Annotated in this window: 15 protein-coding genes; 9 read left to right on the plus strand and 6 right to left on the minus strand. The window is 69.6% G+C overall.

What is annotated here, in order from left to right:
• Positions 1 to 115: 115 nt before the first annotated feature.
• Positions 116 to 1861, minus strand: a complete 1746-nt coding sequence (gene dnaA / locus OU416_RS10970; RefSeq protein ID WP_270926782.1) for a chromosomal replication initiator protein DnaA — start codon at positions 1859 to 1861, stop codon at positions 116 to 118.
• A 741-nt stretch (positions 1862 to 2602) separates the two neighbouring features.
• On the opposite strand from dnaA, the gene rpmH reads away from it, so the two are divergent.
• From rpmH to OU416_RS11010, 8 genes are all read left to right on the plus strand, one after another.
• Positions 2603 to 2746 (plus strand): 50S ribosomal protein L34, encoded by a 144-nt coding sequence (rpmH, locus tag OU416_RS10975; protein ID WP_093150693.1) that lies wholly within the window; start codon positions 2603 to 2605, stop codon positions 2744 to 2746.
• A 12-nt stretch (positions 2747 to 2758) separates the two neighbouring features.
• Positions 2759 to 3202, plus strand: coding sequence for a ribonuclease P protein component (gene rnpA / locus OU416_RS10980; protein ID WP_270926783.1), 444 nt, complete (start codon positions 2759 to 2761; stop codon positions 3200 to 3202).
• A complete protein-coding gene (gene yidD, locus OU416_RS10985) occupies positions 3202 to 3525 on the plus strand; it encodes a membrane protein insertion efficiency factor YidD (protein ID WP_270926784.1) in 324 nt (107 codons plus the stop codon). Before rnpA ends, yidD begins: the two co-directional genes overlap by 1 nt.
• Positions 3526 to 3530: 5 nt before the next feature.
• Positions 3531 to 4478, plus strand: coding sequence for a membrane protein insertase YidC (yidC, locus tag OU416_RS10990; protein WP_270926785.1), 948 nt, complete (start codon positions 3531 to 3533; stop codon positions 4476 to 4478).
• Between the two features lie 32 nt (positions 4479 to 4510).
• Positions 4511 to 5044 carry a Jag family protein gene (locus tag OU416_RS10995; RefSeq protein ID WP_270926786.1) on the plus strand — a complete coding sequence of 178 codons (534 nt, stop codon included), beginning with the start codon at positions 4511 to 4513 and terminating at the stop codon, positions 5042 to 5044.
• Positions 5045 to 5398: 354 nt separating this feature from the next.
• Positions 5399 to 6091 (plus strand): 16S rRNA (guanine(527)-N(7))-methyltransferase RsmG, encoded by a 693-nt coding sequence (rsmG, locus tag OU416_RS11000; protein ID WP_270926787.1) that lies wholly within the window; start codon positions 5399 to 5401, stop codon positions 6089 to 6091.
• Between the two features lie 101 nt (positions 6092 to 6192).
• Positions 6193 to 7089 carry a ParA family protein gene (locus OU416_RS11005; protein WP_270926788.1) on the plus strand — a complete coding sequence of 299 codons (897 nt, stop codon included), beginning with the start codon at positions 6193 to 6195 and terminating at the stop codon, positions 7087 to 7089.
• Positions 7086 to 8081, plus strand: a complete 996-nt coding sequence (locus tag OU416_RS11010; protein WP_270926789.1) for a ParB/RepB/Spo0J family partition protein — start codon at positions 7086 to 7088, stop codon at positions 8079 to 8081. Before OU416_RS11005 ends, OU416_RS11010 begins: the two co-directional genes overlap by 4 nt.
• A gap of 120 nt (positions 8082 to 8201) precedes the next feature.
• On the opposite strand, the gene OU416_RS11015 is transcribed toward OU416_RS11010, so the two are convergent.
• Both OU416_RS11015 and OU416_RS11020 read right to left on the minus strand, forming a co-directional pair.
• Positions 8202 to 9152 (minus strand): D-alanine--D-alanine ligase family protein, encoded by a 951-nt coding sequence (locus OU416_RS11015; protein ID WP_270926790.1) that lies wholly within the window; start codon positions 9150 to 9152, stop codon positions 8202 to 8204.
• 85 nt (positions 9153 to 9237) lie between these two features.
• Positions 9238 to 10563, minus strand: coding sequence for an aminotransferase-like domain-containing protein (locus tag OU416_RS11020; protein ID WP_270926791.1), 1326 nt, complete (start codon positions 10561 to 10563; stop codon positions 9238 to 9240).
• Between the two features lie 260 nt (positions 10564 to 10823).
• Here OU416_RS11020 and OU416_RS11025 point away from each other — a divergent pair, with 260 nt between their 5' ends.
• Positions 10824 to 11450 carry a GNAT family N-acetyltransferase gene (locus OU416_RS11025; protein ID WP_270926792.1) on the plus strand — a complete coding sequence of 209 codons (627 nt, stop codon included), beginning with the start codon at positions 10824 to 10826 and terminating at the stop codon, positions 11448 to 11450.
• Between the two features lie 103 nt (positions 11451 to 11553).
• Here OU416_RS11025 and OU416_RS11030 read toward each other — a convergent pair whose 3' ends face one another.
• The 3 genes from OU416_RS11030 to trxB all read right to left on the minus strand — a co-directional run bounded on the left by OU416_RS11030 (position 11554) and on the right by trxB (position 14326).
• Complete coding sequence (locus OU416_RS11030) at positions 11554 to 12702, minus strand: N-acetylmuramoyl-L-alanine amidase (protein WP_093350810.1); 1149 nt, start codon at positions 12700 to 12702, stop codon at positions 11554 to 11556.
• Positions 12703 to 12987: 285 nt separating this feature from the next.
• Complete coding sequence (trxA, locus tag OU416_RS11035; protein ID WP_270926793.1) at positions 12988 to 13314, minus strand: thioredoxin; 327 nt, start codon at positions 13312 to 13314, stop codon at positions 12988 to 12990.
• Positions 13315 to 13339: 25 nt separating this feature from the next.
• Complete coding sequence (gene trxB, locus OU416_RS11040) at positions 13340 to 14326, minus strand: thioredoxin-disulfide reductase (protein ID WP_270926794.1); 987 nt, start codon at positions 14324 to 14326, stop codon at positions 13340 to 13342.
• Between the last annotated feature and the right edge of the window lie 211 nt (positions 14327 to 14537).

Genomic DNA, 14537 nt, shown 5'->3' on the forward strand with positions numbered 1-14537 from the left:
CGGGGAGGCGTCGTCGCGAGCGCTCGAACTAGGCCCAGCGGCGCACCCCGGGCACTGGCCGGATCAAGGAGCACCGCGGTACCACCGCGCGGACCAGCCGATGCGCAGCCAAGAACTACCTGGACTGCTGCTTGATCCTGGCGGTCAGCTCCTGCACGTGCTCGTACACGCGGCGCCGCTCGGCCATCTCCTTGCGGATCTTCTTGTCCGCGTACATCACCGTGGTGTGGTCGCGGCCGCCGAAGTACTGGCCGATCTTGGGCAGCGAGGAGTCGGTGAGCTCGCGGCACAGGTACATCGCGATCTGCCGCGCCTGGGCCAGCGCCTTGGTCTTGCCGGGACCGCAGAGGTCGTCGATGGTCACGCCGAAGTAGTCCGCGGTGACCGCCATGATCGTCGGCGCGGTGATCTCCGGGGTCTGCGAGTCGGGGATCAGGTCGCGCAGCACGATCTCGGCGAGCTGCAGGTCGACCGGCTGCCGGTTCAGCGACGCGAACGCGGTGACCCGGATCAGCGCGCCCTCGAGCTCGCGGATGTTGCGCTCGATGCGGGAGGCGATGAACTCCAGCACGTCGGCCGGTGCGTTCATCCGGTCCTGGGCCGCCTTCTTCCGCAGGATCGCGATGCGGGTCTCCAGCTCGGGCGGCTGGATGTCGGTGATCAGGCCCCACTCGAAGCGGGTGCGCAGCCGGTCCTCCAGGGTGCGCAGGCCCTTCGGCGGCCGGTCGGAGGACACCACGATCTGCTTGTTCGAGTTGTGCAGCGTGTTGAAGGTGTGGAAGAACTCCTCCTGAGTTCCTTCCTTGCCCTCCAGGAACTGGATGTCGTCCACCAGCAGCACGTCGACGTCGCGGTAGCGCCGTTGGAAGGCGACCTGGCGGTCGTCGCGCAGCGAGTTGATGAAGTCGTTGGTGAATTCCTCGGTCGAGACGTAGCGGACCCGCATCCCGGGGAACAGGCGCTGCGTGTAGTGCCCGACCGCGTGCAGCAGGTGCGTCTTGCCGAGACCGGACTCGCCCCAGATGAACAGCGGGTTGTACGCGCGGGCCGGCGCTTCGGCCGCGGCCACCGCGGCGGCGTGCGCGAACCGGTTCGACGAGCCGATGACGAACGTGTCGAAGGTGTACTTCGCGTTCAGCCTGGTCTGCGAGGTCGGCGGGGCGTGCTTCGGCGCGGTGAAGGGCTGGCCCTGCTGCGGCTCGGGCACGGCGCGGCCGAAGGTCGGCCAGTTCTCCCCGCTGTTCTTCTCCTCGGGGACGGCCTCCTCGGCCTCCGGCTCGGCTTCTTCGGCTTCGCCGTCGGCCTCCAGCGGCTGCGGGATCTCACCGCCGGGCCACTTGAACTCCGCGGTCGGGAAGTCGATCTCCGGCTTGGGCTCGGGAGCGGCGTGCCTGCCCTCTCCGACGCTGGGGATCGAGCCGGTGTGCGCGGTGTTCCCGAAGTTCTCCGGCGGCCGGTAGCCCTCGGCGGTGCCGAAGCTCTCCGGGGCGCGGCCCAGGCCGGTCGTGGTGAAGAAGGGCTGTGCGGGCTGATCGCCCGTGCGACCGCTCCACTGATCAGCGGGTGCGGGCGCGGCGACCGGCCGGGTCGGTGCGGGAACCGCGGTGTCCACCTTCACCGCCAGCGACACGTCCCGGCCGAGGCGGCGGGACAGGGCGTCGGTGATGGGATCGCGCAGCGCGCGCTCGATGGCTTCCTTCGCGAAGTCGCTCGGCGCGGCGAGCAGCGCAGTCCCGTCCAGCAGTCCGATCGGACGGGTCACGCGCATCCACGCGCGTTGCTGAGGTGAGAGCGTGCCGGAGGACAGCTCCTGCACCACCTCGCCCCAGACTCGAACTAGATCGGCCTGGTGGTCGGACACCGCCTTGCTCCCCTCCCCTCGCTCGCGCGGCCCCCGATCGCGGTCCCGAAGACCGGGCTCCCACAGTGCTCGGGTGCGGCGATGTCACGGGACGGTGGGGCCGAACCCCGGGGATCACCTGTTCGCAGAAGATCTCCACAGAGTTGTCCACAACTTGTGTATGAAGGTACGGCAGACCACGGCGGTGTCGCCCCCAGGGTCCGTCGTACCGCTGCGATCGAGGTCAGAGCGCCCCGCGGCCAGAGCTCTCGGCCGGCGGACTGCGCATCGCAGGAGGTGCACGCTATCAGCACTGTCGCGAGGACGGCCCCTCCGCCGTGTATCTGGTCATACATCAGGAGGGGCACCCGCAGTCCAGGGAAGCACTCAGGTTCCGCCAAGCGACCACCCACGCAGAACGACCACCAACAAGATCCGACAAGGTCGCGCGGGGGTCACAAGTGAGTCCCCGGGGGTGCCTGGAAGATCGGGATGTGGCAGCCTGGTCGCCGGTACCCGGGCGTGCGGTCGAGCTTATCCCGACCCCGGTAGTGCGAGCCTCGAAGGCACTGCGTACCCTCGTACAGTCCCCGCTTTCCTGAGCGGGCATGTCACTGCGCCGATATTTCGGCGTCGTGCGCCGCTCGGTAACGCCGATCTTCGCACGGGTTGGCGACCGCGGCTCGGGAAGAACTGGGACACCTTGACCGAACCGTGGTTCACCGTGGCCATCGGTGCCTGTAGTAACCGGGAGATCCGACCGTGAGCAAGGGCAAGCGCACTTTCCAGCCGAACAACCGCCGTCGTGCCAGGAAGCACGGCTTCCGGCTGCGCATGCGCACTCGCGCCGGCCGGGCCATCGTGGCCTCGCGCCGTCGCCAGGGCCGCGCGCGTCTGACTGCCTGATCGCGTCCGGCCGTGCTTCCCGCGGCAGCCCGGCTGACCAGGAGCCAGGAGTTCCGCCTGGTGGTCCGTCGTGGTCGCCGGTCCGGGCGCTCCCGCCTGGTGGTCCACGTGCTGCGACCGGACCAGGCTCCGGAGCTCGGGCGGTACCGCGGCGAGGCCTTACCGGAAGCCGAGGCGAATACGGCACCCACCCGGAAATCGACTGGATCGACCCGGGTGGGTTTTGTCGTGAGCAAAGCCGTGGGCAGCGCCGTGATCCGGCATCGGGTCACGCGCCGCCTGCGCCATCTGATGCGTGACCGCTTCGCGGCGCTGCCCGCTGGCACACTGGTGGTGGTCCGAGCCCTGCCGGCGGCGGGCGATGCGTCCAGTCGCGAACTCGGCGCGGACCTGGACGCGGCCTTCCGCAAGCTCCGCGTCCTCGAACCCGATGGTCCGGCGACAGGTCCCAGGTGATGGTTCAGGACCACCAGCACGATGAACGGCTCCGCGCGCCCGCTCGGCGCCCGAGCCCGTTCGCCTGGGTGCTGCTCGGTCCGGTGCACGCCTACCGCAAGGTGATCTCCCCGCTGCTGCCGCCGATGTGCCGGTTCTACCCGAGTTGCAGCACCTACGCGGTCGAGGCCTTGACGACGCACGGCCTGTTCCGCGGTGGTTGGCTCACCCTGCGCAGACTGCTGCGCTGCGGTCCCTGGCACCCTGGAGGGATCGACCCGGTGCCGCCACCTCGTGAGCGCGCCGCCCCTGCCCGAGCACCCGAGAAACCTGCCGAGGAGTAGCCCGCGTGCTGGACTTCATCTACTACCCGGTGTCGGCCATCCTGTGGTTCTGGCACAAGGTGTTCGGCTTCCTGCTCGATCCGGCCAGTGGTTACGCCTGGGCGCTGTCGGTCATCTTCCTCGTCTTCACGCTGCGCGCGCTGCTGTTCAAGCCGTTCGTGCACCAGGTTCGGTCGATGAAGAAGATGCAGGAGTTCGCGCCGCAGATCCGCGAGCTGCAGGCCAAGTACGGCGACGACCGGCAGAAGCTCGCGATGGAGATGCAGAAGCTGCAGTCCGAGCAGGGCTTCAACCCGCTCAGCGGCTGCCTGCCGGTGCTGGTGCAGGTGCCGGTGTTCTTCGGCCTGTTCCACGTGCTCAACGGCTTCAAGCCGGGCGCCCCGTCGAACTACATCTTCGACGCCAACGACGTGGCCTCCTTCGTGGCCGCGGACTTCTTCGGCGCCAAGCTGTCCAACACGATCAGCCAGTCCCCCGAGATGCTGGCGGCCTTCGGCACCGACCGCATCGAGATGATGGTCGTCGGCGTGCCGCTGATGATCGCCGCCGCGATCGCCACGCACTTCACCGCCCGCCACTCCGTGCAGCGCCAGACCGCGGATGCGGCCGCTCAGCCGCAGACGGCCGTGATGAACCGGATGACGCTGTGGATCTTCCCGATGTTCGCGATCATCGGTGGCCCGTTCCTGCCGCTGGCGATCCTGATCTACTGGCTGGCCAACAACTTCTGGACGCTGGCCCAGCAGCGCCTGGTGTTCAGCCGGATCGACCGCGAGGAGGCAGCGCAGGCCGGCGCGCCCGCGGTCGTCGAATCCACCGTCGTGGACACCACCCCGGTGCCGGAGGCCGACACCGGCGATGCCGCGGACACGACCAAGGACCAACCCGGTGAGATCCCCGGGGTGATCGAAGACCGTTCTCGCGACACGGACAAGCCGGGCGAGACCCGGTGAGTGCGGCGCGAACCCTGGAGAGGAGACACCCAGTGTCCGAAACCGTGCAGGAGTCGAGCCCGGCTGCACCCGAGACCGATGCTGCCGAGGCCCCTTCCAACACCGAAACCCTGCTGGTGCAGGAGGGCGACATCGCGGGTGACTACCTGGAGCGGCTGCTGGACCTGCTGGACTACGACGGGGACATCGACCTCGACGTGGAGGCCGGCCGCGCGGTGGTGAGCATCGACGGCGGCGACGACCTGGAGAAGCTCGTCGGCGGCCGCGGCCAGGTGCTGGAGGCGCTGCAGGAGCTGACCCGCCTCGCGGTGCAGCAGGAGACCGGCGTGCGCAGCCGGCTCATGCTGGACGTCGCGGGCTGGCGTGCGGCTCGCCGCCAGGAGCTCAGCGAGCTCGGCCGCTCCACCGCGGAGGAAGTCCTCTCCAGCGGCAAGGAAGCCCGCCTGCGCCCGATGACCCCGTTCGAGCGCAAGATCATCCACGACGCGGTCGCCGCTGTGGACGGAGTCCACAGCGAGAGCGAGGGCGAAGAGCCCAACCGCAAGGTGGTCGTCTTCAAGAGCTGACGCTCCCCGACCGCTTTCCCAATGCCCCCGTCTCCGGACGGGGGCATTGTTGTTTTCCGGGACTGATCGCGGTAGACCTTGATCCGGGCCGTTCGTCGGCCGTGTTTCACGTGAAACACCGGCCGACGAGAAACGTCACCGTGACATTAGTCCCCGGAGTGGTCGGACGGGGCGATTCGATCGGCTATGACCCCCTCTCCCCTACCTGTTGGCACGGGGTGCGCAGCGGCATCGTTCGAACCGGTGGAAGACGTCCTCGGACGCGCCGGAGGGGTTGATGGTGATTGCGGAGTGCTATCCGGCAGGCTTGGTCGGAGATTCCTTGGTTCCACGTGAAACATCGGGGTGAATGCTTTGACCGAGCCTGCGGCGGCGCGGGTCGTGTTCGGTGATCGGCTGGACTTGGCCGAGCGGTTCCACGAGATGCTCCAGGAGCACGGGATCCGCCGCGGACTCATCGGTCCGCGCGAGCTGGACCGGCTCTGGGAAAGACATCTGTTGAACTCTGCGGTGATTGCGGAGTTGCTGCCACCGAATTGCCGGGTGTTGGACGTAGGCTCTGGGGCAGGGTTGCCGGGCATCCCGCTGGCGATCGCTCGCCCGGATCTCAACCTGACCCTGTTGGAGCCGATGGCTCGACGGGTGACGTGGTTGCAGGAAGTCATCACCGAGTTGGAGCTCACCGTCGAGGTGGTGCGCGGACGTGCCGAGGAGGGCCCGGTGCGAGAGCGGCTGGCCGACCAGGACGTCGTGACCGCGCGCGCTGTCGCCCCGATGGAACGGCTCGCGAAGTGGTGCCTCCCCCTGCTCCGGCAGGGCGGCCGGCTGCTCGCCATGAAGGGCGAGAGCGCGGCGGAAGAGCTGGAGCGGGATGCCGCGGCGATCGCTGCGCTCGGTGGCGGTCGTGGCGAAGTGGTGTCGTGCGGCGTCGGTGCGCTCGAAGTGCCGACGACCGTCGTCGTGGTGGAACGGGTCGCGGCGACCCGAAATGCGTCCGGTCGGCGTCGTGACGGTGCACGTCGAACGAGAAAGGATCGTGGACGGTGAATCCGGAGTCAAACGGAGCGGGTCGTGTTTCACGTGAAACGAAGGGCCGTGCGGTGGGCGGTATGCGGTTCCCCTCCGGTCCGACGAGCGGGGATCCCGCGATGAGCTTCGGGAAGGACGACATCGGCTGGACGCCGATCATGGAGGAGGCCCAGCGGGCGACCCGGGTGCTGCACCCGGAGACGCTGGAGCTCCCCCGCCCCAGCCATCGGCGCATCATCACCGTCGCCAACCAGAAGGGCGGCGTCGGCAAGACGACGAGCACGGTGAACCTCGCGGCCGGGCTCGCGCTGCACGGGCTCAAGGTGCTCGTGATCGACCTCGACCCGCAGGGCAACGCCAGCACCGCGCTCGGCGTCGAGCACCGCTCCGGGACTCCGTCGGTCTACGAGGTGCTCCTCGGCGAGATGAGCATCGCCGACGCGGCGGCGCAGAGCACCCAGTCGAAGAACCTCTGGTGCGTGCCCGCCACCATCGACCTGGCCGGGTCGGAGATCGAGCTCGTCACCATGGTGGCGCGCGAAGGCCGGCTGAAGGAGGCGCTGAACTCCGAGGCGGTCAACCAGATGGATCCGGACTACGTCTTCATCGACTGCCCGCCGTCGCTCGGCCTGCTCACGGTGAACGCGATGGTCGCCGCGCACGAGGTGCTGATCCCGATCCAGTGCGAGTACTACGCGCTGGAGGGGCTCGGGCAGCTGCTGCGCAACATCGAGCTGGTGCAGTCGCACCTGAACCCCGCGCTGTGGGTGTCGACGATCCTGCTGACCATGTACGACGGGCGCACCAAGCTGGCCGACCAGGTGACCGCCGAGGTGCGCGGCCACTTCGGCGACCTGGCGCTGCGCACCGTGATCCCGCGCAGTGTGAAGATTTCCGAGGCGCCGGGCTTCGGTCAGACGGTGCTGACCTACGACCCGGGCTCGCGCGGCTCCATGAGCTACCTCGACGCGGCGCGGGAGATCGCCGAACGGGGTGTGGAGAGGACGACGGCATGAGCGAGCGCAGAGGCGGTCTGGGGCGCGGCATCGCCGCCCTGATCCCCAGCGGTCCCCCGGCGGGCGCGGACGGAGCCGCGCTGCGCGGCACGACCGTGCGCGGCGGCCCCTCCCTGGGGCGGCCGGAACCGCCCACCGCCGAGGTTTCACGTGAAACCAGCGGCGGCGAGGTGGCCGGGGCGGTCTACCGCGAGATCGCCATCTCCTCGATCACGCCGAACCCGAAGCAGCCGCGGCAGGTGTTCGACGAGGAGGCGCTGCACGAGCTCCAGCACTCCATCCGCGAGTTCGGCTTGATGCAGCCGATCGTGGTGCGCGAGCTGGACGCCGACCGGTTCGAGCTCATCATGGGCGAGCGCCGGTGGCGCGCCTCGCAGCTGGCCGGGCTGGACGTCATCCCGGCGATCGTCCGCAAGACGCAGGACGACGCGATGCTGCGGGACGCCCTGCTGGAGAACATCCACCGCGTCCAGCTCAACCCGCTGGAGGAGGCGGCGGCCTACCAGCAGCTGCTGGGCGAGTTCGGCGTGACGCACGACGAGCTGGCGGACCGGATCGGTCGCAGCCGCCCGGTCATCACCAACACCATCCGACTGCTGAAGCTGCCGCTGGAGGTCCAGCGGCGGGTGGCCGTCGGCGTCCTGTCGGCCGGGCACGCCCGTGCCCTGCTGAGCCTGGAGGACGTCGGCCAGCAGGAGGACCTGGCGAAGCGGATCGTCGCGGAGGGGCTGTCCGTCCGGGCGACCGAGGAGCAGGTGACGCTGCTCAAGCGGGAGGCCCCGAAGAAGAAGGCGGAGCCGAAGAAGCCGATCCAGGCCCCCGGGCTCGACCGGCTCGCCAACCGGCTGTCCGATCACTTCGACACGAGGGTCAAGGTCGAGCGCGGTCGCCGGAAGGGCCGGATCGTCGTGGAGTTCGGCTCCGTGGACGATCTTGAACGAGTCGCCGAGTTGATCTTGGGTGAACAGGCCCGCGGACTCGGCGAGGAATGACACCAAGGTCTTTTGTCACGGTGACGATGACGTTCCGTAGCCGATTGCGCTGAAGGTCCACAGACGACGAGGGCCGGTCTCCCGCGGGAGACCGGCCCTCGTTTCACGTGAAACATCGCATCAGTGCGCGCGCGAGATGGCCCTCTCGACGAGTCCGGCGAAGACCTCCCCCAGCGACCGGCCCGCGGCCTCGACCGCCATCGGCAGCAGCGACGTCTCGGTCAGCCCGGGCGACACGTTGACTTCCAGGAAGTGCGGGATCCCGTCGCGGTCGATGATCGCGTCGGTCCGGGAGACGTCGCGCAGGCCGAGCAGGCGGTGCGCGGCGATCGCGAGCTCGGCCGCGGCGGCTGCGGATTCGGCCGGGATCTCGGCGGGCGTGCGGTAGCTCGTGAGGCCGGCGGTGTAGCGGGCGGTGTAGTCGTAGACGCCGTCGGCCGGTTCGATCTGCACCGCGGGCAGCGCCTCCGGTCCGTCCGGACCGTCGATGACGGTGATCGCCACCTCGGTGCCCTCGACGAACTGCTCGACGAGCACGGTGTCGCCGTACGACAGCGCCCCCACCATCGCCGACGGGAGCTCCGCGGCGTCGCGCACCACGTGCGCGCCCAGCGCCGACCCGCCCTGGTCCGGCTTGAGCATCAGGGGCAGTCCGAGCTTGGCCACGAGCGAGTCCAGGACGGACTGCGCGCCCAGCTCGCGGAAGGTCGCGTGCGGCAGGGCGACCCAGTCCGGCGTGGCCAGCCCGGCGCGGGCGAGCTCCGCCTTCGCGGTCGGCTTGTCCCACGCCCTGCGGCACGCGTGCGGGCTGGTGCCGACGTACGGGACGCCGACCATGTCCAGCACGGCCTGCACCGCGCCGTTCTCCCCCTCGCCGCCGTGCAGCGCGACCACGACCGCGTCGGGGCGGTCCTGCTCGATTCGGGACAGCAGGCGGGCGTCGGCGTCCCACTCCGCCACGGTCAGGCCGACCGAACGCAGCGCCGCCGACAGCCGGCGCCCGGAGCGCAACGACACCTCGCGCTCGTGCGAAAGCCCACCTGCGAGCACGGCGACCCAGCGATCAGACACTCGACAACACCCCTGGAAAGTAGTAGTCCACTGTGCACCGCGGAAATCCCGTGCACAGTGGACCGTTTCGGAAACCGGGAAAACTCTACGCCGTATCGGGAGACGGGGCCTGCGGTCCCGGCACGCTGCGCTGCGGCACGGTGCCGAACGTGCGGACCAGCTCCATCTCCTCGGTCAGCGTGTTGGCCAACCGGCGGACGCCCTCGCGGATCCGCTCCGGCGTCGGGTAGCAGTAGGACAACCGCATCTGGCGGCTGCCGAACCCACCGCGGTAGAAGCCGGTTCCGGAGACGTAGGCGACCCGCTGGGTCACCGCCCGCGGCAGCATCGCCTTGGTGTCCACGCCTTCCGGAGTGGTCAGCCAGACGAAGAAGCCGCCGTCCGGCCGGGTCCACGTGCAGCCCGCGGGCATGTACTGCTCCAGGGCGCTGAGCATCGCGTCGCGACGCTCCCGGTACTGCTCCTGGAAGATCTTGATCTGCCCCTGCCAGTCGTGCGTGCTCAGGTAGCGCGACACGATCATCTGGTTCAGCGTGGGCGGGCACAGGGTCGCCGACTCGGCGGTCAGCACCAGCTTCTCGCGGATCGCGTGCGGCGCGAGCACCCAGCCGACCCGCAGGCCGGAGGCGAAGGTCTTGGAGAACGAGCCGAGGTAGACCACGTTGTCGGCGTCCATGCTGCGCAGCGCGGGCAGCGCCTTGCCGTCGAAGCCCAGCAGGCCGTACGGGTTGTCCTCGACCACGAGGATGCCGTGCTGGGCGCAGATCTCCAGGATCTCGGCGCGCCGCGGCAGGGCCAGCGTGATGCCGCCCGGGTTGTGGAAGTTCGGGATCGTGTAGAGGAACTTGATCCGCTTGCCCTGCGCGGTCACGTCCGCGATGGCCTGGCGCAGCGCGGCCGGGTCGAGGCCGTCGTCGTCCATCGCCACGTGGACCACCTCGGCCTGGTACGCGGCGAAGGAACCGAGCGCGCCGACGTAGGACGGGCCCTCGGCGAGGATGACGTCACCGGGGTCGCAGAAGATCCGGGTGACCATGTCCAGGGCCATCTGGGAGCCCGAGGTGACCACCACGTCGTCCGGGTGCGCGGAGATGCCCTCCAGCGCCATGACGTCGCAGATCTGCTCGCGGAGCTCCGGCACGCCGTGGGCGGAGCCGTACTGCAGCGCCACCTGCCCGTCCTCGGACACCAGGCGCGCCACCTCGGCGGCCAGCGAGTCCAGCGGGAGCGCCGCCAGGTTCGGCATGCCGCCGGCCAGCGAGACCACCTCGGGGCGGCTGGCGACGGCGAAGAGAGCTCGGATCTCGGAAGCGGTCATCCCTGCGGTCCGCTCGGCGTAGTGCGCCCGGTACGCGTCCAGGTTGCGTGCGGGCTTCTCCGGCGGGTTCGGCTGACTTCCGTGATCCGTCATATCGCGCTCCGGTTCGGTTGTGCGCACTGCTCGTTCCCGGGCCAGCCCGGGAACGATTCCGGCGATTCTATAGGTCCTATCGTCGGGACCCCGCTCAGATGTAACGAGCGCCTCGAACAAACCGACCCGTCGGTAACCCATCTCACCCCATCGGGTCGCTGTCGGTGCTCGGTGGAGCTTCCGGTGCCGGGGCGCGGGCGCTTATCCTGGCCACATTCCCGCCGGTGGTGCGGGTTCGTGCGGGTTCTCCAGGAGGTCAGGTGTCGCGACGTGTCGTCGGCGTCACGCTGGACAACCTCGACGACCTGCCCAAGCGGTGTCGCCGGTGCGTCTTCTGGGAGCTCGCGCCGCACATCCGGGAGCAGGCCGAGGAGTTCGGCGAGACCGAGCTGGAGAAGGAGGCCTGGGTCTCCAGCGTGCTGCTGGAGTGGGGCTCCTGCGGCCGCATCATCTACGTCGACGGCGTTCCGGCGGGCTACGCGATGTACGCCCCGCCTGCCGCCGTGCCCCGTGCGGCGGCCTTCCCCACTGCCCCGGTCAGCGCGGACGCGGTGCTGCTGACCGCGCTGCACGTGCTGCCGGAGTTCGAGCACGGCGGCCTGGGCCGGGTGCTGGTGCAGAACGTGGCGAAGGATCTGACGCGCCGCGGCGTCAAGGCCGTGGAGGCCTTCGGAGACCTGCAGGGCACCGCTGAGAGCTGCGTGATCCCGGCCGGGTTCCTGCAGCAGGTCGGGTTCAAGACGGTCCGCCAGCACCCGAAGTGGCCGCGGATGCGCCTGGAGCTGCGCACGGCGATCTCCTGGAAGGAAGACGTCGAAGCAGCCCTCGAACGCCTGCTCAGCTCGGTGACCATCAAGACCGCGGAGCCGGTCGTCGGCGGAGCCTGATCGGCACATCGCCAAGTCGACAAATCGACCTGGACTGCCACCTGCTGCGCGATTTCAATTGAAATCAGCCGTCTGACTTCAATTGAAATCGCGAATTCGCAGGTCAGGCGCCTTCTGCTCGGGCCAGTTCGTGGCGGAGGAGGTCGTCGAAGGTGAAGGTGCCGGTCGGCTGGTCGTCCTTGCCCAGCAGGTACAGGCGCTTCACCGCGACCAGCAGGCCTTCGGCGATGACGTCGCGGAAGGCCGGGTCCAGCAGGCGGGAGCGGTCGCGGGCGTTGGTCAGGTAGCCCAGCTCCATGCGCACCGCGGGCATCCGGGTCAGGCGCAGCACGTCCCAGGTCTTGGCCTGGGTGTGGCAGTCCCGCAGCCCCGTCCGCGCGACGATCTCGCGCTGCAGGAAGCCCGCCAGGGCCTCCCCCACCGTCGAGGTGGTGCCGTTGCCGGTGCCGAAGTGGAAGCTCGCCACGCCCTCGGCCAGCGGCGAGTGGTTGGCGTCGATGTGCAGCGACAGGAACATGTCCGCGCCCGCCTCGTTGGCGAACCCGGCGCGGTCGGCGTCCGGCGGGCAGGCGTTGGGCCCGCGGGTGATCAGCGCTTCCATGCCGGTGGCCACCATCCGGCCCTCCAGCCGGCGGGCCAGGTCCCAGGTGAGGTCGGCCTCGCACACGTCGCCGATGCAGGCGCCGCGGTCCGCGCCGCCGTGACCCGGGTCGATCACGATGCGCTTGCCGCGCAGCCGCGGCCCGGCGCGGCGCACCTTCTCCTGCTCGCGCAGGTACACCGGGCGGCCACCGCGGACCTTCGGCGCGAGCTGCCGCAGCGCCCGCAGCGTGCCGGGCCCGCAGATGCCGTCGGGGTTCAGGCCGTACTCGCGCTGGAAGCTGCGCAGCGCCTGCTCGGTCTCGCGGCCGAAGATGCCGTCCGGGCGGCCGGCGTCGAAGCCCAGCTCCAGCAGCCGCTCCTGCAGCGCGAACACGTCGTCGCCGCTGATCGGCTTGGACACCAGGAACGCCAGCGACCGGTCGCCGAGCCGCCAGCGGGCCTCGGTGAGCGCGCGGTAGGTCGCCGGGCCCACCACGCCGTCGGTGATCAGCCCGCGTTGTTGCTGGAAGACCCGAACCGCCTGTTCCACCGCGTCGTCGAACAGCGCCGGATCCGTCCGGCCGTTGGCCGCCAGCAGACCCAGCGCTGCAAGGGTGTTCCTGATCTCGGCAACGGCCGGACCGACGTCACCGCGGTGGAGCAGCTGCATGCACTCCTCGCTCGATTCAGGCGCCGGGTGCACCGGCGCGGAGGATGGTCGGGTACGTCCCGCTGTCCCGCTCGCGTGGCGGGCCGCAGAACACGAACCCGTCGGGTAATTGTGCCTTGTGCGCCGGGACTCGGCGCTGCGGCCCACGGCCACCGGGCGGACGTGCGACAACGGTGCGTGGGTGCGCGATCTCTCCTGGTGCGCAAAAACACGATCCCGCCGTCACTGTCATATCGACATGACGGCGGGACCGCGTTATTCGGTTGCGTCAGATGGAGTCCGATTTCACAGGTAGTCGGCGAGGTCGGACAGCAGCGCGGCCTTCGGCTTGGCGCCGACGATCTGCTTGACCGGCTCGCCGTCCTTGAACAGCAGCAGGGTCGGCACCGACATCACCTGGTAGTCGCGCGAGACGCTGGGGTTCTGGTCGATGTCCAGCTTGGCGATGGTGATCTTGTCGCCGTGCTCGGCGGCGATCTCCTCCAGCACCGGGGCGACCATCTTGCACGGGCCGCACCAGGTGGCCCAGAAGTCCACGAGCACGGGCTTGTCGCTCTTCAGGACGTCGGCCTCGAAGCTGTCCTTCGTGACGGTCACGGTGTTGCCGGCCATTTCATCTCCCTCTTGTTGAGTCAGCTCAGTTCGCCGGGCCGTATCCGCCGCCGACGAGCTCGGCGACGGTTTCGGCGGCGGGCGTGTCGTGCTCGGCGAGCCAGCGCTCGGCGTCGATGGCGGCGGAGCAGCCCGAACCGGCGGCGGTGATGGCCTGCCGGTAGGTGTGGTCCACCAGGTCGCCCGCGGCGAACACGCCGGGGATCCCGGTGTGCGTGGTGGGCTGCTGGACCTGCACGTAGCCCTCGTCGTCGACGGTGACCTGGTCGCGCACCAGCTGGCTGCGCGGGTCGTGGCCGATGGCCACGAACATGCCCGCCACGGCCAGCTCGGAGGTCTCGCCGGTGACCGTGTCGCGCAGCTTGAGCGCGCTGACGCTGCCGTCGCCGACGACCTCGGTGACCGCCTTGTTGGTCAGCCACTTGATCTTCTCGTTGGCGCGGGCGCGCTCGAGCATGATCTTGGAAGCGCGGAACTCCTCGCGGCGGTGGATGATCGTCACCGAGCGCGCGAAGCGGGTCAGGAAGGTGGCCTCCTCCATCGCCGAGTCACCGCCGCCGATCACGGCGATGTCCTGGTCGCGGAAGAAGAAGCCGTCGCAGGTCGCGCAGGCCGACACGCCGTGGCCGAGCAGCCGCTCCTCACCCGGAACACCCAGGTAGCGGGCGGCGGCGCCCATGGCCAGGATGACCGCCTTCGCGCGGTACTCCACGCCGTTGGCCAGCACGGTCTTGACCTCGCCTTCGAGGTCGAGGCGCTCCACGTCCTCGGCGCGCAGCTCGGCGCCGAAGCGCTCGGCCTGGGAACGCATCTGCTCCATCAGGTCGGGACCCATGATCCCGTCCTTGAACCCGGGGTAGTTCTCCACGTCGGTGGTGGTCATCAGCGCACCGCCGAACTGGGTTCCCTCGAAGATCAGTGGTTCGAGCTCCGCCCGCGCGGCGTACACCGCTGCGGTGTACCCGGCCGGGCCCGAGCCCACGATGATCACGTTGCGGACGTCGCCAGTCACCGCGCCCCTTCCGTCGTAGCGTCCCCGCCGCGCTCGGCGCGCGACCGTATCCGGCACAACGCGATCCTATTCGGCTCTGTTCCCGATCACGGGCAGCCGGTGCTCCAGGGCACAGCGAAGCGCCCCGTTCCGCCGGGAAGGGGCTGGGAGGCGACGGTCGGGCTCTGCCGATTTCGCGCGAAATCGGCGTCGGGCACGCGTGTGAGGTGGC

Source organism: Saccharopolyspora indica (genome assembly GCF_027853965.1).
Lineage (GTDB): Bacteria > Actinomycetota > Actinomycetes > Mycobacteriales > Pseudonocardiaceae > Saccharopolyspora > Saccharopolyspora indica.